24 protein-coding genes are annotated in these 24,661 nt (G+C 39.3%); 22 read left to right on the forward strand and 2 right to left on the reverse strand.

Going from position 1 to position 24,661, the window contains the following annotated elements; genetic code table 11:
• The first annotated feature begins 126 nt into the window (after window positions 1-126).
• Window positions 127-690, forward strand: coding sequence for a ComE operon protein 2 (locus JOC34_RS01285; RefSeq protein ID WP_205134899.1), 564 nt, complete (start codon window positions 127-129; stop codon window positions 688-690).
• 24 nt (window positions 691-714) lie between these two features.
• Window positions 715-3,009 (forward strand): DNA internalization-related competence protein ComEC/Rec2, encoded by a 2,295-nt coding sequence (locus JOC34_RS01290; protein WP_205134900.1) that lies wholly within the window; start codon window positions 715-717, stop codon window positions 3,007-3,009.
• A 104-nt stretch (window positions 3,010-3,113) separates the two neighbouring features.
• Here JOC34_RS01290 and JOC34_RS01295 read toward each other — a convergent pair whose 3' ends face one another.
• Window positions 3,114-3,248: a YqzM family protein gene (locus JOC34_RS01295; protein ID WP_205134901.1), complete on the reverse strand. Its 135-nt coding sequence runs from the start codon at window positions 3,246-3,248 to the stop codon at window positions 3,114-3,116.
• A 303-nt stretch (window positions 3,249-3,551) separates the two neighbouring features.
• Between JOC34_RS01295 and holA the strand changes: the two genes are divergently transcribed.
• Window positions 3,552-4,571: a DNA polymerase III subunit delta gene (gene holA / locus JOC34_RS01300; RefSeq protein ID WP_205134902.1), complete on the forward strand. Its 1,020-nt coding sequence runs from the start codon at window positions 3,552-3,554 to the stop codon at window positions 4,569-4,571.
• A gap of 35 nt (window positions 4,572-4,606) precedes the next feature.
• On the opposite strand, the gene rpsT is transcribed toward holA, so the two are convergent.
• The gene (rpsT, locus tag JOC34_RS01305) at window positions 4,607-4,873 is read right to left on the reverse strand and encodes a 30S ribosomal protein S20 (RefSeq protein WP_205134903.1); all 267 of its coding nucleotides are present in this window, start codon (window positions 4,871-4,873) and stop codon (window positions 4,607-4,609) included.
• 171 nt (window positions 4,874-5,044) lie between these two features.
• On the opposite strand from rpsT, the gene gpr reads away from it, so the two are divergent.
• The 19 genes from gpr (at window position 5,045) to yqfC (ending at window position 24,650) form a co-directional block, all read left to right on the forward strand.
• Window positions 5,045-6,148, forward strand: coding sequence for a GPR endopeptidase (gpr, locus tag JOC34_RS01310; RefSeq protein ID WP_205134904.1), 1,104 nt, complete (start codon window positions 5,045-5,047; stop codon window positions 6,146-6,148).
• Between the two features lie 114 nt (window positions 6,149-6,262).
• Window positions 6,263-7,459 (forward strand): stage II sporulation protein P, encoded by a 1,197-nt coding sequence (spoIIP, locus tag JOC34_RS01315; RefSeq protein ID WP_205134905.1) that lies wholly within the window; start codon window positions 6,263-6,265, stop codon window positions 7,457-7,459.
• A 12-nt stretch (window positions 7,460-7,471) separates the two neighbouring features.
• Window positions 7,472-7,798 (forward strand): hypothetical protein, encoded by a 327-nt coding sequence (locus JOC34_RS01320; RefSeq protein WP_205134906.1) that lies wholly within the window; start codon window positions 7,472-7,474, stop codon window positions 7,796-7,798.
• Window positions 7,799-8,212: 414 nt separating this feature from the next.
• Complete coding sequence (lepA, locus tag JOC34_RS01325) at window positions 8,213-10,021, forward strand: translation elongation factor 4 (protein ID WP_205134907.1); 1,809 nt, start codon at window positions 8,213-8,215, stop codon at window positions 10,019-10,021.
• A 105-nt stretch (window positions 10,022-10,126) separates the two neighbouring features.
• Window positions 10,127-11,284 carry a radical SAM family heme chaperone HemW gene (gene hemW / locus JOC34_RS01330; RefSeq protein ID WP_205134908.1) on the forward strand — a complete coding sequence of 386 codons (1,158 nt, stop codon included), beginning with the start codon at window positions 10,127-10,129 and terminating at the stop codon, window positions 11,282-11,284.
• 76 nt (window positions 11,285-11,360) lie between these two features.
• Window positions 11,361-12,392 carry a heat-inducible transcriptional repressor HrcA gene (gene hrcA, locus JOC34_RS01335; RefSeq protein WP_205134909.1) on the forward strand — a complete coding sequence of 344 codons (1,032 nt, stop codon included), beginning with the start codon at window positions 11,361-11,363 and terminating at the stop codon, window positions 12,390-12,392.
• A gap of 153 nt (window positions 12,393-12,545) precedes the next feature.
• Entirely contained in the window at window positions 12,546-13,124 is a 579-nt protein-coding gene (grpE, locus tag JOC34_RS01340; RefSeq protein ID WP_205134910.1) for a nucleotide exchange factor GrpE, read from the forward strand.
• Window positions 13,125-13,160: 36 nt separating this feature from the next.
• Entirely contained in the window at window positions 13,161-15,008 is a 1,848-nt protein-coding gene (gene dnaK / locus JOC34_RS01345; RefSeq protein ID WP_205134911.1) for a molecular chaperone DnaK, read from the forward strand.
• A 150-nt stretch (window positions 15,009-15,158) separates the two neighbouring features.
• Window positions 15,159-16,292, forward strand: coding sequence for a molecular chaperone DnaJ (gene dnaJ, locus JOC34_RS01350; RefSeq protein WP_205134912.1), 1,134 nt, complete (start codon window positions 15,159-15,161; stop codon window positions 16,290-16,292).
• A 58-nt stretch (window positions 16,293-16,350) separates the two neighbouring features.
• Window positions 16,351-17,286 carry a 50S ribosomal protein L11 methyltransferase gene (gene prmA, locus JOC34_RS01355; RefSeq protein WP_205134913.1) on the forward strand — a complete coding sequence of 312 codons (936 nt, stop codon included), beginning with the start codon at window positions 16,351-16,353 and terminating at the stop codon, window positions 17,284-17,286.
• Between the two features lie 35 nt (window positions 17,287-17,321).
• Window positions 17,322-18,092, forward strand: coding sequence for a 16S rRNA (uracil(1498)-N(3))-methyltransferase (locus JOC34_RS01360; protein ID WP_205134914.1), 771 nt, complete (start codon window positions 17,322-17,324; stop codon window positions 18,090-18,092).
• Window positions 18,080-19,423 carry a tRNA (N(6)-L-threonylcarbamoyladenosine(37)-C(2))-methylthiotransferase MtaB gene (gene mtaB, locus JOC34_RS01365; protein ID WP_205134915.1) on the forward strand — a complete coding sequence of 448 codons (1,344 nt, stop codon included), beginning with the start codon at window positions 18,080-18,082 and terminating at the stop codon, window positions 19,421-19,423. The genes JOC34_RS01360 and mtaB overlap by 13 nt, the downstream gene beginning before the upstream one ends.
• Before the next feature lie 72 nt (window positions 19,424-19,495).
• Window positions 19,496-20,167, forward strand: coding sequence for a deoxyribose-phosphate aldolase (gene deoC, locus JOC34_RS01370; RefSeq protein WP_205134916.1), 672 nt, complete (start codon window positions 19,496-19,498; stop codon window positions 20,165-20,167).
• Between the two features lie 135 nt (window positions 20,168-20,302).
• Entirely contained in the window at window positions 20,303-20,479 is a 177-nt protein-coding gene (rpsU, locus tag JOC34_RS01375) for a 30S ribosomal protein S21 (protein ID WP_205134917.1), read from the forward strand.
• A 15-nt stretch (window positions 20,480-20,494) separates the two neighbouring features.
• Window positions 20,495-20,941 carry a GatB/YqeY domain-containing protein gene (locus JOC34_RS01380; protein WP_205134918.1) on the forward strand — a complete coding sequence of 149 codons (447 nt, stop codon included), beginning with the start codon at window positions 20,495-20,497 and terminating at the stop codon, window positions 20,939-20,941.
• A gap of 300 nt (window positions 20,942-21,241) precedes the next feature.
• Window positions 21,242-22,576 carry an NfeD family protein gene (locus JOC34_RS01385; RefSeq protein WP_420856087.1) on the forward strand — a complete coding sequence of 445 codons (1,335 nt, stop codon included), beginning with the start codon at window positions 21,242-21,244 and terminating at the stop codon, window positions 22,574-22,576.
• 39 nt (window positions 22,577-22,615) lie between these two features.
• On the forward strand, window positions 22,616-23,620 hold the full coding sequence (floA, locus tag JOC34_RS01390) for a flotillin-like protein FloA (protein WP_205134919.1): 1,005 nt from the start codon (window positions 22,616-22,618) through the stop codon (window positions 23,618-23,620).
• Window positions 23,621-23,650: 30 nt separating this feature from the next.
• Window positions 23,651-24,187, forward strand: a complete 537-nt coding sequence (locus JOC34_RS01395; protein WP_205134920.1) for a hypothetical protein — start codon at window positions 23,651-23,653, stop codon at window positions 24,185-24,187.
• A gap of 175 nt (window positions 24,188-24,362) precedes the next feature.
• Window positions 24,363-24,650 (forward strand): sporulation protein YqfC, encoded by a 288-nt coding sequence (yqfC, locus tag JOC34_RS01400; protein WP_205134921.1) that lies wholly within the window; start codon window positions 24,363-24,365, stop codon window positions 24,648-24,650.
• Window positions 24,651-24,661: the final 11 nt, after the last annotated feature.

Here is a 24,661-nt window from a genome sequence, read left to right on the forward strand (position 1 = left end):
TTATTGACGAATAATAGCAGCGAAAGTACAATTGGTAATATCGTTACTTATTTTCAAGGGGCTATGTCTCGAATGGCCCGCTCGTTAACCTGCGATAAAAAGAAAGCATAAAAGGGGATTGTATACATGGAAAGAATATCCTGGGATCAATATTTTATGGCGCAAAGCCATTTATTAGCATTAAGAAGTACTTGTGAGCGTTTAATGGTAGGTGCAACCATTGTTAGGGACAAGCGAATCATTGCTGGTGGTTATAACGGCAGTGTCTCAGGTAGTGTGCATTGCATTGATGAAGGCTGTTATGTGATCGATGGTCACTGTGTAAGAACCGTGCATGCGGAGGCAAATGCTTTATTGCAATGTGCGAAATTCGGCGTTCCAACGGAGAATGCAGATATTTATGTGACACATTTTCCTTGCCTGCAATGCTGTAAGCAGCTGATTCAAAGTGGGATTGTGACCGTTTTTTATGCAGAGGATTACAAAAATCATCCCTATGCGATTGAATTGTTTGAAGAAGCTGGTGTTAAAACAAAGAAAGTAGAATTAGATTATTTGGCAGTAGATGCTAATTACCGAGAAAAAGCGGATCTCGTTCAACATCTGCTGGAAAAACTTGAAATAACAACCAATAATGAAACAGAACTTGAGCAATTAAAACTGGAAGCGCAACATCTCTTCTCCAAATAAAATAAAAAGCAAGGTGATCATTCCATGAAAGGGTATTGGCATTTTGCGGCAATTGCTGCAACTATGAGTATGCTCACTATCCTGTTTGATAGCTATTGGTTTGTGGCCGGATTCTTCTTATGGCTATTTTATTTGTATTATGATGACCGGTTAGGGAAAGTACCACTCTTCATTTCCTTAACCTGTTTCCTCCTTTTTTCACTCCACATTCCATCTATTACGGCAGACGATTCACATACACAGACATTTACCTCATCTCAAATAGCGGGTGAAATTGTTAGCCCGATTGATTCTACCGAACAAAAACTCGACTTCGTATTTGCGGACGAACAATCAAAAAGTAAGCTATTGGTAGTTTACTTTCCAGATGAAGAAGCCCCACAGAACGCCTTAGAAATAAATCCTAGCCTGAAATATGGTGCATCTTGTGTAATAGCAGGACAGCCCGAACTTCCGGAAAAGCATACAAATCCTGGGCAATTTGATTATCGCCATTTCTTATTGACGAAAGGAATTACCCATCAATTAATTGTAGATTCTCTTGATGATATCACTTGTACTGGTTCCTCCTTCTTACATCGGATTTATAAAAGTCGGACAGCTCTAATCGCACGTGTAGAAAAAAGCATCAGTAAAGAAACTGCTGCATGGCTCAATGCGCTAGTGTTGGGAGATGATTCATTAATCGATGATAATACGGTGGAGCTATTTCAAAAGTGGAGCTTATCACATATTTTGGCTATCTCCGGACTACATGTTGGTTTAATTGTTGCGTTAATGTATTTCATATTGATTAAGCTGAACCTGTTTACGAAGGAAAAGGCACAATGGGTGATGATTTTCTTTCTGCCGTTTTATGCATTAATCGCTGGGGGTGAACCTTCTGTATGGCGGGCAAGTACGATGGTGTTGATGTTCATTATTTTAAACAAAACGAGAATGAATTTAAGCGTGACAGATACGTTAAGTATTGTATTTTTATTATTGATACTCTTTGACAAATATATCGTATACCACATCGGTTTTCAATTATCCTTTATCGTAACCTTTGGGCTTATTCTTTCACGAAAGTGGTTCTCCACTACAAAGCCCCCCTTGATACAAGTCCTGAAAATAAGCTTTGTTTCACAGATGATGATCGTGCCACTACAAATTGCTTATTTCTCAATATTTCAACCACTTTCCATTTTATTAAATTTTATCATCGTTCCCTATTTTTCACTGTTCGTTATTCCTTTTATGTTTATTCTGATGCTAATCACGATTGTTTTCCCAGTGATGATTACACGTCTGTTTGATCGTCTGTTTGTACCGATAAACGATACCGTTATTTCCCTGATTGAATCAATCGACGGTGTGGCTGATTATCCGATGATTATCGGATCCTTTCCAATTGGAGCTGCGATCATTTATTATGTGCTGTTTTTTGTGTTTATGTCTTTACTGCAAAAGGAAAAATTACTGCATGCATTTAAATATGGTTGCGCGTTTAGCATATTAATCATTTGTCTGGCCATTCGCCCTTATTTATCGCCAACAGGAACGGTTACAATGCTGGATATGGGGCAGGGGGATGCGTTTGTGATTGAGTTGCCGTACCGTAAAGGAGTGATTTTTATGGATGCGGGGGCAAGGTTTTCTTTTCAAGATATGGAGCCAACGGATGTTGTGTATAAACAGGTCATTAAACCTTATTTGTACTCGCGCGGGATTAATAAAATAGATGCGATCTTTTTGTCACATGAAGATCTGGACCATATTGGCAGTGTCCCTTTTATGGTAAATGAGTTGAAGGTAGCGCAAATTATTATAAGCGATTATTATGAGATATCGGATCAGGAGGCGTTCGACTGGCAAGAGAACAATGTCAAGGTTGAACGCGCGGCGTTTGGCGAACAAATTGAAGTTGGTGGACAGCAGTTTCAGGTGCTTTCCCCGATGGAAAAACGGGCAACGGAAAATGAGAACTCGCTCATATTGTATACAGCGATCGGTGGGAAGTCTTGGTTGTTCACTGGGGATGTTAGTCTCAACGAGGAAAAGGATCTGATCGAGACGTTCCCACATTTGTCTGTGGATGTGCTTAAAGTGGCTCACCATGGGAGTAACACATCAACAGATCCATCCTTTGTTGAACATATTAAACCTGCTTTTGCTTTAATCTCTGCCGGAGAAAATAATATGTATGGGCACCCGACCCCAGAAGTAATTGGGACATTAGATACAGCCGCTGTTACCATCTTGCGAACGGATGAGGATGGCGCTGTACAATATCGATTTAACCATGACGAAGGAACATTTTATAAGTTTGTGCCATAGTATACGAAAGAAGTAACGGCATATAAAAAGAGACTGACAGCAGCCTCTTTGTTATACGTTTCATGATTATGTTAAATATTGCAAGCATCAAAGCTACGCTGATGTTATTGCGCAATAACGCTCATAATAACACCAATAGCAAAAATTAAGATGAAGAAAACAAATGAGAAACCAAATCCTTTAATGGAATCAACAACATCATTACCTTTAGATTGTACATCTTTTTCAAATTCGTTCACATTTACCCCTCCTATATCAACCATAGTATAAATTAAAACGTAAAAAAAATCTACTCTTGCGTGCAAATCGTTTTAACTTCTCCATTTTTAGAAAGACTTAACAGCTATACTTTTGTTAAGCTGGGAAAATCTATACGTAAGGCCAATATCGTTTCATTTGCAGTTTCTAGGGCTGTAAGTGGAATGTTTATATAGATGTTAGAGGGAAATCACCCACCTTTTAAAATTTCCCTCTAACTATTCCTTGCTATTCCATAAATTCCGTCATACCATTGTTTTATATACAGGAATGGGGTGGGGAATATGTCGTATATGGAAGTTATGCAGCAAGTTAAAAAGAAACAGATAGCGCCAGTATACTTAATTTATGGAACGGAATCTTATTTTATACAACAATTGCGGGAGCAAATTTCAAAGCAAATATTATCAGGCGACAAAGAGAATTTATCGACATATGATTTAGAGGAAACACCAATCCAGGAAGTTGTCACAGATGTGGAGACCTATCCTTTCTTTGGTGAGCGAAAGTTAATTATTGCCACCAATCCGAGCTTTTTAAAAGCGAGACCGGACAGTCTTCCATTTGAGCATGATATAGCAGTACTGGAACAATATGTCAGTATGCCGGTTGACTATTCCACGCTTGTTATCATTGCGTCCTATGATAAAATTGATGAACGAAAAAAGATAAGCAAAGTGCTTAAAAAACATGCGAAGGTTGCCATTTGTAACCCAGTAAAAGATTATGAATTAACAAAGTGGATTAAAAGCCTTGCAGATGAGTTGAAAATTACGATTGCGGATAGCGCGTTTGAAATTTTTGAAACAGAGCTAGCCACCAACCTACAGCTAATGGAGAGCGAATTGACAAAGCTTGCGTTATATGTTGGTGAAGGTGGGACGGTGACAAAGGAGATTGCGGAGGATTTAGTTGCACATACATCCAACAGTTCATCATTGAGACTTGTCGACGCTGTAATTGATCGTAATTTACATAAAGCGATTGCTATCTTTAAAGATCTGGAAAAAATGAAGGAAGAGCCGATTGCTTTAATCGGATTGTTAGCTTATCAATTTCGGATGATTTTACGGGTGAAGCTTTTAAAATTAAAAGGCTATAGTCAGTCGCAGATGCAGAAACAGCTGGCAGCACATCCTTACGTCATTAAGATTGCATTAACGAGGGAGAAGCAATTTTCAGTAAAAAAACTGGAGACCATTATGAGTAGGTTAACCGATGCAGATGCCACGATGAAACAAGGTGGCATGGAGAAAGGACTGGCCTTTGAACTGTTATTGTATGATTTGGTTGAGTTGAAATAAAAAAAGCGATCCGAATTTACCGGATCGTTTTTTTATTACGCACTATGTTCTTTAATTAATTTTGCTAAACGAGCTTTTTGACGGTTACCGTTGTTTTGATGGACAAGTCCTTTTTGAACAGCTTTGTCAATTTTCTTCGTTGCTTTATTGAAGGCTGCTTTCGCGCTTTCAACATCATTAGCTGCAATAAATTTTTCAACATGTTTAATTTCAGTACGCATTTCAGCTTTATATGGTTGATTATGTTGACGTTTCTTTTCATTTGTATCAACACGTTTGATGGCAGATTTAATATTAGCCATTATTTCACCTCCTCAACATATAACGTTTCATTATATTAGGGAACAAGCAACATTTTACCAAAGCGCAGCCATTATTTCAAGTAGCTACCATTAATATACGGATGAAATTGTATGTTTTTATGCAAATTGTGAACGCTATGACTAAATGATAATCGAAAGGTTGTGCCTGATATGAAAGAAGATAACAGGGTGTTGCAGGTTAGAACGGATTTAGCGATTGAAGCAAAGGATATGTATGTGGAAACAGAAGAGAAAGCAGATCAAGCAGGAACGATCAAAGGTGTGACGACAAAGGATAAACAAGAAAACGGTATTCAGATATCCTATGTGGACATTGATGAAGAAGGTGCTGAATTACTCGATAAAAAAGCTGGATCCTATGTGACAATTTATGCGGATGGTGTGAAAAAACAAGATACGGATCGACAGGAAGCGGCCGCGAAAATTTTGGCAAAAGAACTGGAACAATTGTTGATAAAAAATAATATACTTGCCAATAGTACGGGATTAATCGTTGGGCTTGGGAACTGGAATGTAACGCCAGATGCACTCGGACCGATGACGGCGGAAAAGATTCTGGTGACGAGTCATTTATTTCGTCTGGAGCATGAAACCGTGGCAGATGGCTATCGACCGGTAGGTGCTGTTACACCTGGTGTCATGGGCGTAACCGGGATTGAAACAAGCGATATTATATTTGGTATTGTGGAGCAATTCAATCCTGACTTCATTATTGCTGTCGATGCGCTTGCTTCGCGTTCGATTGAACGGGTAAATGAAACGATTCAATTATCGGATTCCGGTATCCATCCAGGCTCCGGGGTTGGAAATAAGCGAAAAGAGTTAAGTAAAGAAACGCTGGGGATCCCGGTTATCGCGATTGGTGTACCGACAGTTGTTGATGCTGTAACCATTGCGAGTGATACGATCGATTTCGTGTTAAAGCATTTTGGCAGGGAGTGGAAGGAAAAGGATAATCCATCCAAAGCACTTGCTCCAGCGAGTTTATCTTTCGGTAACAAAAAGTTTGATGAATCGGATATACCGGACGAAGCACAACGAAAAACATTTATGGGAATTGTTGGGAGTCTATCAGAAGAAGAAAAAAGGAAGTTAATTACCGAAGTTTTAACCCCGATTGGCCACAATTTAATGGTGACGCCAAAGGAAGTCGATGGCTTTATGATAGATATGGCGCATGTGATCGCCAGTGGTGTTAATGCAGCGCTTCACGATAAAGTGGACATAGATAATTTCGCGTCCTATACAAGATAAAGTGTTGTAAGGCTCTATCGAATTTTTCCTGATTAAAAATGTGTTCTAGTTCCTGAAGTGATGTCATAGATTCTATTAAGTAGTGTTAATCATGACTTCAGGAAGGGTGAAACCATGCTTTTAGGAAAAAAGCATAACCGGAATAGACAAGTCAATCCTTTTTACAAGAGAAGCGGTATCTATCTTATTAGTATCGTCGTCTTATTTGTTTCCATTGGTCTATTGACGACAGTGAAACCGGCCTATCGCTTCTCATCACAAGCCATTACAAAGTGGACAAGTGATATAGAGAGCTCTACTTTTTTTTATTTAATAGGGATGGAAAATAGAGCATTTAAACAGGCTTTCCCGCAAGATAAGCATTTACCGAAACTGACTACGACGATTTTTCAAATAGCGACAAGCCTGAAACCAAATGATCCGCGGAGTCTTTTGGGCAATGAATTGCCGGGTTTCTCCAACTTTGACAGTCATATGCTGATTGCTGGGGAAGGTACGGATTATACAAATTTGCCTGTTGAATCTTCACCACCGCTCGAGGACGTGTTAAAGGATCGTGAAGCGGTTGTCGAAAAGGAAGATCCGGAAGACGAGGCTGAAGCGGAAAAAGAAAAGGATAAAGCAAAGGAAGAAAAAAAAGATACGCCCACAACAGGGGATCGTGATGTCGTGTTTATTTACAATTCCCACAGCAGGGAATCCTTCCTGCCACATTTACCTGGTGTGACAGATCCGGATGAAGCACATCACAAGGAAGTCAATATTACAAAGGTAAGTGATCGACTAGCTAAAACATTAAAAGCAAATGGTGTCGGAACAAATGTGGATCACACGGATATCATGAATTTGCTTAATGAAAAAGGATGGGGTTACGGTCAGTCCTACAAAGCTTCCAGGGGTGTGGTGGAAGAAGCACTGGCAACCAATCAAGAAATTCAATATGCATTTGATCTGCATCGCGATTCCATTTCCCGAGATAAAACGACGAAGGAAATTGACGGGAAGGATTATGCGAGAATTATGATTGTAGTAGGGGAAGAATATGACGACTATGAAAAAAACTTAGAACTGGCAGCAGATTTACATTATTTGCTGGAAGAGGAATACCCAGGACTTAGCAGAGGGGTTTATCCCAAAAAAGGTGCCGGAACCAACGGTGTTTTTAATCAGGATTTAACCGATAATGGTTTGTTGTTTGAAATTGGCGGCGTAGATAATAATTTAGATGAATTATACCGTTCCGCGGATGCGCTTGGAGAAGTATTTAGTGAATTCTACTGGGATGCTGAAAAAGTGGATGCTGATGATTAGGAGGTGTTTCCATTGATACGTTCTTTTATTGTTGTTTTACTGCTTGCTGTATTTTTTCTGTCTGGAACGCTTTATGGGATGGATCGTGGCGAAGGTGCTGAAAAGAATGAAGCATTATCATCGCTGAAAACCTCTGATGATCAACAGGATAACTTAGAAACCACGGCCGCAACTACAGAACTGGAAGAAATGGAGAAGATCGAAAAACTTCGGGCGGAGGAAATGAATGAACCGGAACATTTTACTGTAAAAACAGCCTCTTTCCTCGAGACTGCGGTAAAAGGATTTTATGAAGTTGTCGTAGAAATCCTTTATCAGATTTCATCCTTGTTTTTTTAAGCAACTAAGGCATATGCCTAAAGACTTGGCGAATGCCGAGTTTTCCAATTTGCAGGGTCCCACAGGTATGGTGAGGATCCTATTTTTTATTATTCATGTCGATGTTGGAATTGCGAAACTCATGGCTTTACGCATTCACTATAGCAATAACCTGTACTTAAGTTCAGCCGCCCCTGGAAAGCGAAGTGTAGACGGCATGGCGGGGCAATCGGATTCAATTATTAAGACAAATGCCCCTTTACTAAGATAATGATTTATTTTTTCAATAAATGAAAAGGACACATCGCAAAAAGCCCTTACGCCTTTGTCCTTGAATATAAGCAGTTCAGTTGCTATAATCAACCTAGTTATTGCCACCTGAAATTTTAATCTTTTATCAATAAGGTAAAGGACATGTAGGAGTGAACATCACTGATGGTGAAAAAACAGAGAAATGTACGTAATTTTTCGATTATCGCTCATATTGACCATGGAAAGTCTACGTTAGCTGATCGAATTTTAGAAAACACAAAAGCGTTATCCCAACGCGAAATGAAAGAGCAATTACTTGATTCCATGGATCTGGAAAGAGAACGTGGCATTACTATTAAATTAAATGCTGTCCAACTCCATTACCAAAGTAAAAGTGGAGAAGAATTCATATTTCATTTGATCGATACCCCTGGACACGTTGATTTTACATATGAAGTTTCCAGAAGTCTTGCTGCTTGTGAAGGCGCCATTTTAGTCGTTGACGCGGCACAAGGCATTGAAGCACAAACATTAGCAAACGTCTATCTTGCAATGGATAATGAATTGGAGATTATTCCGGTAATTAATAAAATAGATCTACCCAATGCTGATTCGGAACGTGTGATTAAAGAACTGGAAGACGTGATCGGTATAGATCGTGATGAAGTTATTCTTGCTTCAGCGAAGTCAAATATTGGTATTGATGAGATTATGGAACGCATTGTCGAGGCAATTCCACCGCCAGCTGGAGAGGCAGATGCTCCATTGAAAGCACTCATTTTTGATTCGTTATATGACTCTTATCGCGGCGTGATCGCTTATGTTTGTATTAAAGAAGGGTCATTGAAGGTTGGCGATAAGATTAAAATGATGGCAAATGGGAAAGAATTCGAAGTAAATGATGTCGGTGTATTTACACCAAGTGCAACGAGCATGGATGAATTAGTTGTTGGTGATGTTGGCTATATTACCGCTTCGATTAAAAAAGTCGGTGATACACAGGTAGGGGACACCATTACACATGTTGAGAATCCTGCAACCGAAGCACTAGCAGGCTATCGCCCATCCAATCCGATGGTCTTTTGCGGATTATTCCCGATTGATTCAAATGACTATAATGATTTAAGAGAAGCGCTCGAACGGCTGGAGCTAAATGATTCAGCACTACAATACGAGGCGGAAACGTCACAGGCATTAGGATTCGGTTTCCGATGTGGATTCTTAGGTTTACTGCATATGGAAATTATCCAGGAACGGATTGAACGGGAATTTAACATTGATCTTATTACAACGGCACCAAGTGTTATTTATGAAGTAGAAAAAACGGATGGAGAAATAGTTCAAGTAGATAATCCATCTTTTATGCCTGGACAACAAGTCGTCAATGAAGTAAGAGAACCATATGTAAAAGCTACTATTATGGTTCCCAACGACTACGTTGGGGCTGTGATGGAATTATCACAGAAGAAACGCGGACAGTTCGTGGATATGGAATACTTGGATGATATCCGTGTAAATGTGGTCTATCATATACCATTATCTGAAATTGTTTATGACTTCTTCGATCAATTAAAATCGTCGACAAAAGGGTATGCTTCATTTGATTATGAATTAATCGGTTATCGACCGTCAAACCTTGTAAAGATGGATATATTGCTTAACTCGGAGAAAATTGATGCACTCTCATTTATTGTCCATCGGGATTTTGCACATCATCGGGGAAAACAAATTGTTGACAAGCTGAAAGACATTATTCCCAGACAACACTTTGAGGTTCCGATTCAAGCCGCGATTGGAAATAAAATTGCCGCCAGATCTACTATCAAAGCATTACGTAAAAATGTGCTGTCAAAATGTTATGGTGGAGACATCTCACGGAAACGTAAGCTTTTGGAAAAACAAAAAGAAGGTAAAAAACGTATGAAAATGGTAGGATCAGTAGAAGTTCCACAAGAAGCATTTATGGCTGTATTAAAAATGGATGATGATTAATCGGGAGCGGAAGAACTTTGCAGCGCTTTTATAGCTGTAAAGTTTTTCCCTTTTCTTTTGGTTGTCGCTCGAACCGCACTTCCCGCACGAAAAAGGAGGATTTTTATGATAAACGCTGCATATATTCATATTCCATTTTGTCAGCAAATTTGTCATTACTGTGATTTTACGAAGTTCTTTTACAATGAACAATTAGCAACTGACTATATAGAGGCACTTACGAACGAAATAAATGTGAACGTGTCTGGAGAACATAATAAAGTAAAAACGATTTATATTGGCGGCGGTACACCAACTGCTTTAAATATAGAACAATTACGTTCATTGTTGACCGTTATTAATCGGAAATTTGATGTGGCTAATTGTGAGGAGTTTACGATAGAAGCAAACCCAGGTGATTTTGATAAAGAAAAAGCCAAACTACTTAAGGACTTTGGTGTGAATCGCATATCGTTGGGTGTACAGGTGTTGGATGATCAAATGCTTGAAGCGCTGGGCAGATTGCATAAAGTAAGTGATGTATACCAAACGATTGACCAATTACATCAGCAAAACCTCTCCAATATTAGTCTGGATTTAATCTATGCACTGCCAAACCAAACGGTAGAACAATTTAAAACATCATTGGATGAGGCTGTATCATTTCAATTACCGCATTATTCAACGTATGCATTGCAAATTGAACCGAAAACCGTTTTCTATCAACGTCATAAAAAAGGGAAACTGCCACGTCCGCCGGAAGAAGACGAAGTGGAAATGTACCATATTTTAAAAGATACGATGACGAAAAACGGTATACTTCAATACGAAATTAGTAACTTCGCAAAACCTGGATCTGAAAGTAAACATAATCTCACCTATTGGAACAATGAATATTATTATGGACTTGGCGCAGGTGCGTCAGGCTATTTACCAGGGAAACGTTTTATTAACCTTCGTCCATTACCGGCCTATACGAAGCAGGCAATGGCGGATGGTAAGCCAGTACTGCATGTCGATAAAATTGGTTTGAAAGAACAGCTTGAAGAAGAAATGTTTCTCGGCTTGCGGAAAATGGAAGGTGTTAATAAAATCCACTTTGAGAAAAAATATGGATTTTCACTGAATGCATTATATAAGCGGTCAATTGCAGGATTGGTGCAGGAAGGTTTGCTTGCGGAAAATGGGCAAATCATTCAATTGACTGATCAGGGCAAGCTATTGGCGAATGATGTATTTGAGAAGTTCTTATTAGAAGATTCCGACTTAGTACAAGTTGATTGACAAAAAAATAAGGATTTGATAATTTATTAATAGTATTAGCACTCGGAAGGTAAGAGTGCTAACAGAGGTGATCATCATGTTAACCCAAAGACAGTTACTGATCTTACAAGTCATTATTGATGATTTCATTGAGTCGGCGCATCCCGTTGGCTCACGAGTAATTTCCAAAAATGGTAAAATACCATTTAGTGCAGCAACAATTAGAAATGAAATGGCAGATCTGGAGGAAATGGGTTTTTTAGAAAAAACGCATTCTTCCTCAGGGCGAATACCATCAGAAAAAGGGTATCGTTATTATGTGGATCATTTAATGGCTCCTATTCCGGAGGATGCTGGTGTCAATGTCATTAAACATGTTATTCAAGATGGTTTCTTTGAATTTGAGCAGCTTGTACAGATGTCTGCTGAAGTACTATCTAAATTGACAAATTATACATCAATCATTTTAGGTCCGGAATTAGTTGAAACAAAGCTTAAGCAAATCCAGATTATCGCGCTATCAGACCATACTGCTGTTGCAATTCTGGTAACGAATACCGGGCATGTGGAGCATCGCTCATTTTCGATCCCAATCGAGATGAATCCGGCTGATCTGGAGAAAATGGTCAACATTTTAAATGAAAAACTGCAAGGTGTCTCGATCATCCGTTTGTCCGAAGTATTTCAGACAGAAATCACATCATTAATGCAGAAATATATACGTGATTTCGACAAATCCTATGATTATTTAAAGGAGATATTCTTTAATGAACATCCCGTGAAATTATATATAGGTGGAAAATCAAACATTTTAATGCAGCCTGAATTTAATGATGTAGACAAAATTCGTTCCTTCTTTTCTATGATAGAAAATGAGGATAAAATGGCGAGCCTGATCAAACGCACGAAAGATGGCATAAAGGTTACCATTGGAAATGAAAATAAGGCAGAAGCGATTAAGGATTTAAGCTTAATCACTGCTTCTTATCAGCTGGGTGAAAATCAAATGGGTACTATTGCATTGCTTGGTCCTACTAGGATGGAGTACAGAAAAGTAATTACTTTACTTCACGTACTTTCTAACGAAATGACCGATGCATTAGATATGTGGTACAAAAATAATGAATAATCCCAGGCTGCACATTGCTCTATAAATGTGCTTGGTAGTTTATTTCAACTGCTATTCGTGGTATAGTCTTAAATGGCTATTTAATCGCAATCTAAGCTATTTAACAGGTAACAACGCCTGCTTAATGCTTTAGTTTATATTGGAGGTGTAAGTATGGAGGAACATGGTAAAGATACGGTGACTGAAGAGGAAACAAATACTGCTGAAGCGTCAGAGGGTATGGAAGTGATTGACGCTGCGGAAGATCAGAATGTTTCTGATGAGGAAAATGAAGTAGCATCATTGCAAAAGGAAATTGAATCCCTTCAACAGGAAAAAGATGAAATGTATCAAAAAACACTTCGCTTACAAGCAGAGTTTGATAACTTTAAAAAACGTTCACAAAAAGAAAAGGAAGCTGACCGTAAGTATAAAGCGCAAGACATAGCCACAGAATTACTTCCGGCTATGGACAACTTTGAAAGAGCATTGCAAGTCGAGGTTACGGATGCAACTTCAAGCTTGATAGAAGGAATTACAATGGTGCACCGCCAGTTGGTCGATGCATTGAAATCCCAGGGTGTTGAAGCGATCGAATCAGTAGGAAAAACGTTTGATCCTAATATACATCATGCCGTCATGCAAATTGAGGACGACGAGATGGAATCCAATATCGTTGTTGAAGAAATGCAAAAAGGGTACATGCTAAAAGATCGTGTTATTAGACCAGCAATGGTTAAAGTAAATAAATAAATTTGAATTTTACAGTCGTTAAGGAGGAAGTTAAGAATGAGTAAAATTATTGGTATTGACTTAGGAACAACAAATTCATGTGTATCAGTGATGGAAGGTGGGGAATCGGTTGTTATCCCTAACCCGGAGGGCAATCGTACGACACCTTCTGTTGTATCATTTAAAAATGGGGAAAGACAAGTAGGTGAAGTAGCAAAGCGTCAAGCGATTACAAATCCTGACACAATTCAATCGGTCAAACGTCACATGGGTACAGATTTTAAAGTGAAAATTGACGATAAAGAATATACACCACAGGAAGTATCGGCTATTATCCTGCAACACATTAAATCATATGCGGAAGATTACATTGGTGAAAAGGTAGAAAAAGCCGTCATCACTGTTCCAGCTTACTTCAATGATGCTGAACGTCAAGCTACAAGGGATGCTGGAATTATTGCTGGTCTTGAAGTAGAACGTATCATAAACGAACCAACTGCAGCAGCACTTGCATATGGTATTGATAAAGATGACCAAGACCATACGATTCTTGTTTATGACCTTGGTGGCGGTACATTTGACGTATCCATCCTTGACATCGGTGATGGTACATTTGAAGTTATTTCTACTGCTGGTGATAACCGCCTTGGTGGGGATGACTTTGACCAAGTCGTAATTGACCATATGGTACAGGAATTTAAAAAAGAAAATGGTATTGACTTGTCAAAAGATAAAATGGCTACACAACGTTTGAAAGATGCTGCTGAAAAAGCGAAAAAAGATCTTTCAGGTGTATCCCAAACTCAAATTTCATTACCGTTTATTACTGCTGGTGAAGCAGGACCATTGCATCTTGAAATGACACTAAGTCGTGCAAAATTCGAAGAACTATCATCTGATTTGGTAGAACGCACGATGGTTCCTACGCGTAAAGCACTTTCAGACGCTAATTTGGCTGCTAACGAAATCCATAAAGTATTATTAGTTGGGGGTTCTACACGAATTCCTGCTGTACAAGAAGCTATTAAACGTGAAATTGGACATGATCCTTCTAAAGGTGTGAACCCGGATGAAGTGGTCGCACTTGGAGCAGCTATCCAAGGTGGGGTATTACAAGGTGATGTGAAAGATGTCGTATTACTTGACGTTACACCATTATCGCTTGGAATCGAAACAATGGGTAGTGTATCCACTAAATTAATCGAACGTAACACAACGATTCCAACAAGTGCTTCACAAGTGTTCTCAACAGCTGCAGACAACCAAACAGCCGTGGACATTCATGTGTTGCAAGGGGAACGTGAAATGGCAGCAGATAACAAAACGCTTGGCCGTTTCCAATTAACGGATATCCCACCAGCACCAAGAGGCGTTCCGCAAATCGAAGTTTCATTCGATATTGATGCAAATGGTATCGTAAATGTTCGTGCCAAAGATAAAGGAACAAACAAAGAACAATCGATTACTATTAAATCTTCATCAGGACTTTCTGACGAAGAAGTGGAAAAAATGGTGCAAGATGCGGAAGAGAACGCAGAAGCAGATAAAAAACGTCGTGAAGAAATTGAACTTCGTAATGAAGCAGATCAACTTATCTTTACAACAGATAAAACAATCAAAGATTTAGGCGATAAAGTTTCTGATGAAGAAAAAGAAAAAGCGGAAGCTGCAAAAGAAGAACTTAAATCTGCAATTGAATCTGATGACTTAGATCAAATTAAAGAGAAAAAAGAAGCGTTAGAAGAACAAGTACAACAGTTATCTGTTAAACTATATGAACAAATGGCCCAGGATGCGCAAGCAGAACAGGGTGAAGGTGAACAAGGCGAACAAGACGGTGAAGATGTTGTTGACGCAGATTACAAAGAAGTCGATGACGAAGAAGATAAAGAAGATAAAAAATAAAACACTATAGGTCCATGTTTAAAAGTCAAAGTCAGGATTCTCTTGACTTTGACTTTTTTACTGAATTATTTTATCATTATTTGCCTTCATGGAATAAATAATGATAAGATTAACCTTATGAAAGTAGTGTAGCGGGAGAGTGAATTACAAGTGAGTAAACGTGATTATTATGATGTGCTCGGTGTTGGTAAGGACGCTTCAAAGGAAGAAGTAAAGAAAGCATATCGTAAATTAGCCAGAAAGTATCACCCTGATGTGAATAAAGAGAACGATGCTGAAGATAAATTTAAGGAAGCAAAAGAAGCCTACGAAGTATTAGGTGACGAGCAAAAACGTGCGCAATATGATCAATTTGGTCATGCAGGTCCACAAAGTCAAGGCTTTGGCGGTGGATTCGGTGGTGGTGCACAGGACTTCGGTGGCTTTGGAGATATATTTGATATGTTCTTTGGCGGCGGTGGTGGACGCAGACGTGATCCAAATGCACCGCAACAAGGGGCAGATTTACAGTATACAATGGTACTTGATTTTGAAGAAGCTATTTTTGGTAAAGAGACAGATATTACAATACCAAAGGAAGAGACGTGTGATACTTGTAATGGTTCTGGTGCAAAGCCAGGAACAAAAGTGAAAACATGTTCTTATTGTCATGGTTCCGGCCAGTTGAATGAAGAACAAAACACACCATTTGGAAAAGTGGTTAATCGTCGCGTTTGTCATCATTGTCAAGGTACTGGTAAAATCATTCCAGAAAAATGTACGACTTGTAGCGGAACTGGTAAAGTGAAGAAAAATAAAACCATTCATATTAATATCCCAGCTGGTATTGATGAAGGTCAGCAAATTCGCGTTTCCGGAAAAGGTGAACCTGGAGTTAACGGGGGTCCTGCGGGAGATCTTTTCGTAGTTATCCAGGTTAAACCACATGAATTTTTCGAGCGACAAGGCGACCACATTTACTGTGAAATTCCGTTGACCTATTCTCAGGCAGCGTTAGGTGACGAAGTGGAAGTGCCAACCGTACATGGTAAAGTGATGCTGAAGATTCCTGCGGGAACACAATCAGGTAAAACCTTCCGCATGAAGGGTAAAGGTTCCCCTAACGTTCGCGGATATGGTCATGGTGACCAACATATCTTAGTTAAAGTTGTAACACCGACCAAGCTGACTGACAGGCAAAAAGAATTACTACGTGAATTTAATGATATTGGTGGTCATGAAAAGATCAATGAACAAGAAAGCTCTATTTTTCAACGTTTTAAAAAAGCGTTTAAGAATGATTGACGATGTTGTACGCTAACATCGTCTACATAATGTTTTTCAAGGAAATGGGTGGATCGAAATGAAGTGGTCGGAACTTTGCATTCAAACAACAAACGAAGCAGTAGAACCAATTTCGCATATTTTGCATGAATCTGGTGCAAGTGGTCTTGTTATTGAAGACCCATTAGATTTAAAGAAGGAACGTGAAAGCACATTCGGTGAAATCTTCGAATTGAACCCAGCTGATTATCCAGAGGAAGGCGTATATGTAAAAGCTTATCTTCCCATGAACGATGTTTTTGAGGAAACAGTTGAGAAAATCAAAGGAAAAGTAAGCTATTTGCCGAACTATGAAATTAACATAGGCAAGAATTATGTTACGCTAACGGAAATTGATGAAGAAGATTGGGCTACCGCATGGAAAAAGTATTATAAACCTGTCAAAATATCAGAAAATGTTACGATCGTACCAACATGGGAAGACTATGAACCAAGTGCTGATGAGATTATTATTGAACTAGATCCCGGTATGGCATTTGGTACAGGCACCCATCCAACAACCATTTTAAGTATCCAAGCGTTGGAGCAATATTTGGCGCAGGAAGATGTGGTCATTGATGTTGGGTCAGGTTCTGGCGTGTTAAGTATTGCATCCGCATTGCTTGGTGCCAAGTATGTCTATGCCTATGATTTAGATGATGTAGCTGTTAATAGTACGAGAATCAATGCCGAATTAAATCACTTAAAGGATAAAATAGAGGCAAAACAAAATAATTTACTGGAGCATGTTGCTATCAAAGCGAATGTGATCGTTTCAAATATATTAGCGGAGATTATCGTTAAATTTGTTGCAGATGCATGGAATAATCTTGAAGATAATGGCTTGTTTATTACTTCAGGCATTATTCAGGATAAGAAACAATTCGTCATTGATGAATTGAAGCAGCAAGGATTTACAATCTTGGAAATCAATGAAATGGAAGACTGGATTTCAATCGTAGCTAAAAAGGCTTAAAATAGAAAGCTTCTTAAAAAAAGTGGGTGTTAGCGATGCAGCGGTATTTTGTTCCTACAGCAAATTGGCAGGCACATGAGGTTGTAATTACAGGAGATGATATTCACCATATAACTAGAGTCATGCGGTATAAAATAGGCGATAGGATTATATGTAATCATCCGGACGGCCAAGCAGCTGTATGTACCATTACTGAGATAGAGGCAGAGGCAATTCAAAGCCGCGTTGTAGAATGGCTGGAAGAATCCACGGAATTGCCGGTTCTTGTGACAATTGCTCAAGGCTTGCCAAAAGGGGATAAATTGGACTTGATTCTGCAAAAGGGGACAGAGCTTGGCGCCCATGCTTTTATACCTTTTCAGGCCGAGCGTTCTGTCGTTGTGTGGGATAATAAAAAGATAGATAAAAAAATGCTGCGATTCGGTAAAATTGTTAAGGAAGCAAGTGAACAAAGTCATCGAAATCGTATTCCCGAGATCAAACAACCGATGAACCTGTCCAGTCTGATCGAAGAAAGCCAGCATTTTGATGTGAAACTTTTCGCTTATGAAGAAGAGGCTAAGACAGCTGATCACGAATCTTTTGGAACAGTTATTCAGAAAGTGAATGATAAACAGCACGTATTGGTCTGTATCGGTCCTGAAGGCGGGTTTTCTACCCAGGAGGCAGAAAAATTACGGGAAGCGGGCTTTTATTCTGTCCGATTAGGTCCACGGATTTTAAGAACAGAAACAGCGGCAATGTATGTGTTAGCAAGTATTTCTTACCATTTTGAAGAATTGGGGTGTAATGAATGTCAACAGTAGCATTTCATACATTAGGATGTAAGGTGAACCATTATGAAACAGAAGGTATTTGGCGCATGTTTATGGATAATGGCTATGAACGTGTGGACTTTGACCATGACGCGGATGTCTATGTGATTAATACATGCACGGTTACCAATACCGGTGATAAAAAAAGCAGACAAATCATTCGCCGTGCCGTCCGTAAAAACCCAGAGGCAATTGTTTGTGTAACAGGGTGTTATGCACAAACATCACCAGGAGAGATTATGGAAATACCCGGTGTAGATATTGTTGTCGGTACACAAGATCGTAAAAAAATGATCGGTTATATTGAAGAACACCAAAAAACAAGAGAGCCGATCAACGGTGTAACCAATATTATGAAAAACCGTGTGTTTGAGGAAATGGATGTACCAGAATTTACTGACCGCACACGGGCATCACTTAAAATTCAAGAGGGATGCAACAACTTCTGTACTTTCTGTATTATTCCATGGTCACGTGGTCTGCTAAGATCAAGAGACCCTGAAAGTGTTGTGTTACAGGCACAAAAATTAGTTGACGCCGGCTACAAAGAAATCGTCTTAACGGGAATCCATACTGCCGGTTATGGAGAAGATATGAAAGATTATAACTTCGCAATGCTACTCCATGATCTGGAAACAAAGGTAGATGGATTAAAACGTATTAGAATTTCTTCGATTGAAGCAAGTCAAATTACAGATGAAGTCATCGAAGCACTGGATCGATCGGAAAAAATTGTACGCCATTTACACATTCCTTTGCAGTCCGGATCGGATACGGTTTTAGGCAGAATGCGCAGAAAGTATTCCAGTGCATTCTATAAAGAAAAAGTTAACAAAATCCGTAAAGCACTTCCTGATTTGGCGATTACTTCTGATGTTATCGTTGGATTCCCGGGAGAAACAGACAAAGAATTTATGGAAACCTATAATTTTATTAAAGAAGTCGGTTATTCGGAACTACATGTGTTCCCGTTTTCCCGACGTACAGGTACACCAGCTGCACGGATGAAGGATCAAGTAGATGAAGACCTAAAAAATGAACGTGTACATCGATTAATTGAGCTATCAGATCAATTGGCAAAAGAATATGCTTCCCAGTTTGAAGATGAGGTATTGGAAGTGATTCCTGAGGAACGTATTCTTGATGATAATCATCCTGAAATGCTAGTCGGTTACACAGACAATTATTTGAAAGTACGCTTTGCGGGTACACCGGAAATGATCGGAAAAATTGTTCGTGTGAAACTGACAAAGGCGGGTTATCCGTATAATGAAGGCACATTCGTACGTATCATGGAAAGTGCAACACATGCTACTGTATAGTAAAGCTTAAACCTGGTAATTTGGCCAGGTTTATTTGCCAATATATAATAATGCATAGGGAGGACGTTAATCATGTCACAAGAATTAGCTAAATATATTGACCATACACAATTAAAACAGGACACAACGAAGGAAAAAATCAAACAAATTATTGATGAGGCAAAGGAATATGAGTTTGCCTCTGTTTGTATAAATCCATATTGGGTGCCATATGCTTACGAAAATTTACAGGATACACCGGTGAAAGTTTGTACAGTGATTGGATTTCCATTAGGTGCTACATCTACAGCTGTAAAGGTGTTTGAAACGAAACAGGCTATCGAAGACGGTGCCACAGAGGTTGACATGGTGATTAATGTCGGTGAACTAAAATCAAACCATGATGAAGTGGTAAGACAGGATATCGAAGCAGTTGTAAATGCCGCGAAAGACAAAGCACTTACAAAAGTTATTATCGAGACCTCACAATTAACAGATGATGAGAAAGTGCGCGCCTGTCAATTAGCAAAAGCAGCAGGTGCCGACTTTGTAAAAACCTCTACAGGGTTTTCCGGTGGCGGTGCAACGGTTGAAGATGTTAAATTAATGCGCCAAACGGTTGGCGAAAAAATGGGTGTTAAAGCATCTGGCGGCGTTCGTGATCTGTTAACAACGAAAGCGATGATTGAGGCCGGCGCAACACGTATAGGCGCTAGCGCAGGAATTGATATTGTGAATGGTAATAAAGGAAATGCAGATTATTAAAAAAATAAAAATGTATAAAAATATGATATTCAGTTGACCTGCAAGTCGTATTATATTATACTTTATTAAGGCATATGGTAGTTATGTATATGTCTGAACAATCTTGTTTTGTGCTTCGGAGGGAGGGAAATTAGCATGTCAAATTCAACTCGCGTTCGTAAAAACGAGTCTCTTGAGGATGCTCTTCGTCGCTTTAAACGTAGTGTGTCAAAAAGTGGTACACTATCAGAATATCGTAAGCGTGAATACTATGAAAAACCTAGCGTTCGTCGTAAAAAGAAATCTGAAGCTGCTAGAAAGCGTAAATTCTAAAGAGGGTGCAAACGCATGACGTTACTTGAACGTTTAAATCAGGATATGAAGCAAGCGATGAGAGACAAAGATAAACAAACATTGAACGTCATTCGCATGGTGAAAGCAGCCATACAGAATGAATCGATAAAGCTCGGTAATGATACCCTTTCTGAAGAAGAAGAGTTAACAATCCTATCCAGAGAAGTTAAACAAAGAAGGGATTCCCTCCAAGAGTTCAAAGCAGCTGGACGAGATGACCTTGTTAAGAAACTGGAAGAAGAATTGGAAATTTTACAGGTATATATGCCAAAGCAGCTCACAATGGAAGAACTCGAAGCAATCGTCCAATCAACAGTTCAAGAAGTAAATGCAACATCCAAAAAAGATATGGGTAAAGTAATGAGTGCAGTAATGCCTAAGGTTAAGGGTAAAGCAGACGGCTCTCATATAAAAGAAATGGTTCAACGTATATTAAATTAATTTTATTAGAAAACTTGGCGTTCGCAAGTCTATAATGGCGAACGCCTTAGTTGCGCTTATGCAGATAGGAAAGTTTTGCACTTCCCTATCTGCAAATAGAGGATCCTTGTCAAGTATGGCAAGGGTCCTTTCATATGAAAATAACAATATTGTTTTTAATAACATGAATAGAATGGTATCATCAAACTAACTGATTATGATACTATTTAATGGGTTAGCATTGTATGATGCGATAAAATATGAAACCATTTACACGCAATGATCGTATGAATATAGAAGCTGTAAAAGGGGGTGATTGTATTGTTAAGAAATAAAATCGCCATATACATACTATTATTGACAGGAATTGTGTACCTTACTATTTCAGGCATGCCGGAGAAAAGTGCGCAGGCTGCTGATACTGGTGATGGAAAATTGGTTTATGTTATCCCGATTGAGAAAGAGGTGGAGCGCGGTCTGGAAGCATTCCTGATCCGAGCTACAGAAGAAGCGGAAGAAGCTGGCGCAGACCATATCATCTTTGAAATTGACACCCCAGGTGGGCGTGTTGATTCTGCAGGTCAAATTGCGAAGTTGCTGCAAAATCTGGAAATTCCAACTACATCCTTTATCGTAAACCAAGCTTTATCCGCAGGTTCTTATATCGCATTAAATACGGATACTATTTATATGAAGCCACAAGCAACGATTGGGGCAAGTGGTGTCATTGATCAGGAGGGGAATGCTGCAGATAAGAAGGCGCAGTCTGCTTGGATTGCCGCAATGAAAAGTGCTGCAGAGTCCAAAGGGAGGGACCCCCTCTATGCAGCCGCAATGGCAGACCCATCGATCGATTTACCGGAGTATGGTGCAGCCAAAGGAGAATTTTTAACATTAGATCCTACATCTGCGTTAGAAGTTAAATATGCTGAGGGGATTGTTAAGCACCGTACAGAATTATTAAGCGAGTTAGGCTTGTCAGATGCAACTGTAGAAGAAGTTGAAACAAGTTTTGCCGAGGAAGTTGCCAGATTTGTAACCAATCCGGTAGTTATCCCGATCTTGCTTTCGATAGCGAGCTTGGGGCTCATTGTTGAATTATACTCTCCGGGATTTGGTGTGCCGGGTACAATGGGATTGATTGCATTACTATTATTCTTTTATGGTCATATTATCGCAGGACTTGCCGGAATGGAAACAATTGTTTTACTGGCTCTGGGTATTGTACTGATTGTTGCAGAGTTCTTTGTGGCAGGGGGAATCCTTGGTTTGCTTGGTGTCGGCGCTATTATCGGTGCCTTGTTTATGGCAGGATTCGATGTTGGTCAAATGGCTTTAAGTATTAGTATTGCTTTTGTTGTTGCAATCATTGCAGCTGTTGTTTTGTTCAAGTGGGTGGGGATGGAACGTGGTTTATTCAAACATATTATTTTAAGAGGTAGCACAACAACAGAATTAGGCTATGTATCAACCGTTAATCGTTTGGAATTAATCGGCTTAGAAGGGGTAGCAATTACGCCATTAAGGCCTGCAGGTACCGCAGAATTCGATCAGGAACGTTTGGATGTAGTTTCCGAAGGTGTTTTTCTTGAAAAAGATACACCCATAAAAATTGTAAAAGTAGAAGGATCACGTATTGTAGTTAGAGAAATCTAATGTATAATATAAATTAGATAAAAATTAGGAGGAATTTACATGGAATTATATGATCTGATGCCGATTATTATTATCGCAGTCATTTTAATCGCAATAGCCATTTTATTTACGTTTGTTCCGGTTACACTATGGATTAGTGCTTTAGCGGCTGGCGTGAAGGTTAATTTGTTAACATTGGTGGGAATGCGTTTGCGTCGCGTTGTACCAAATCGAGTAATTAATCCGCTCATTAAAGCACACAAAGCGGGATTAACTGTTGAGACGACGCAGCTTGAAAGTCACTACTTAGCAGGAGGTAACGTGGACCGGGTTGTGAATGCTTTAATTGCAGCTCACAGAGCTAATATTACGTTACCATTTGAACGTGGTGCTGCAATTGATCTTGCAGGCCGTGACGTACTGGAAGCAGTACAAATGAGTGTAAATCCAAAAGTAATTGAAACGCCATTTATCGCAGGTATTGCTATGGATGGTATTGAAGTAAAAGCATTAGCTAGAATTACTGTGCGTGCGAATATCGATCGTCTTGTCGGTGGTGCCGGTGAAGAAACGGTTATTGCACGTGTCGGTGAAGGTGTAGTAAGTACGATTGGTAGTTCAGAAACACATAAAAAGGTTTTGGAAAATCCGGACTCTATTTCTCATACCGTATTGGCCAAAGGTTTGGATGCAGGAACAGCATTCGAAATTTTATCAATTGACATCGCTGACGTTGATATTGGGAAAAACATTGGTGCGATTCTACAATCTGACCAAGCTGAAGCAGATAAGAACATTGCACAAGCTAAAGCAGAAGAACGTCGTGCAATGGCTGTTGCACAAGAACAAGAAATGGTTGCTAGAGTACAAGAAATGCGCGCACACGTTGTGGAAGCTGAGGCAGAAGTACCAAAAGCACTTGCTGAAGCATTACGCTCAGGTAATTTAGGCGTTATGGATTATATGAATTATAAAAACATTGATGCAGATACGGATATGCGTGACACAATTGGTAAATTAACGAAAGGAAATCATGATCACGCTGACGAAGATGATGATGAATAATCCGAGTAAGATGCTTAAAGGAGGGGTTTGATGGATTGGATTTTTGATAACTTCTTTATTGTGATTGTCATTATTGCTGGAATTTATGGTTTTCTTAAGGATAAGACGGAAAAGCAAAAGCAACAGCAAAGAAAGTCACAAAATAACCAGAGGCCAACTGCGACTCCATCGGGAACTCCCCGACCAAAGCAGCATCATCAGCAAGAGCATAAACAGAGACAGCAACCGCAGGAAAATGTTCGTACAACGCGATCGGAACAGCAGCAGACAGTTGCTATGAAAACGATCGAGGAACAGCAGAAGGAACAGATGAAGCAGTTTGCTAATAAGTATAAAATAAATGCAAAACAGGCAGGGCAAGAGAAGGCTTCTCATAAAGCGTTCATCGGAGGAAGGGCACGTGACCCGAAACAGGATCAATCCCATACAGCGGTGCGCTTCAAAAAGCAGATGAAAAACAACTTAGGCAGAAAAGGTTTAATTAACAGTATCGTGATGGCCGAGGTAATGGGGCCCCCAAGGGCGAAAAAACCATATAAAAGCATCATCCATGAACGAAATAAATAGACATTAGAAAGCCACTAACAAGTAAGCAAATCAAGCTTATCTTGTTGGTGGCTTTTTTGTTGTCCAGAAATATATCATTTTTATCTATGTCTGAAGGCGAACAAGGCACTTCGTTTTTTCTTGGTTCTTATCTATTCATTTGTTTCATAAATATGAATGAGAGGGGGCTGCATTAGTGAAAAGCTGGCATCGAGGCATTAAACCATGGTTAATCAAATATTTTGCACTACCTTCTGACGTCATACTTGAATTACCAAGAATAACGATTATCGGACAAATTCATGTTTATATTGAAAACCATCAAGGGCTGGCCACATATACGGATTCCGAACTTAAATTAAAAACCAACAAAGGCTATATCCAAATTACCGGTTCTTCTTTTGTTTTGAAAATGATGCTACCAAAGGAAATTCTACTGGAAGGTACAATTAAGGATATTCAATTTTTACCGGATAGCCATTAGTTTATCAAGGA

This window comes from Virgibacillus halotolerans, assembly GCF_016908515.1.
Classification (GTDB): domain Bacteria; phylum Bacillota; class Bacilli; order Bacillales; family Amphibacillaceae; genus Virgibacillus_M; species Virgibacillus_M halotolerans.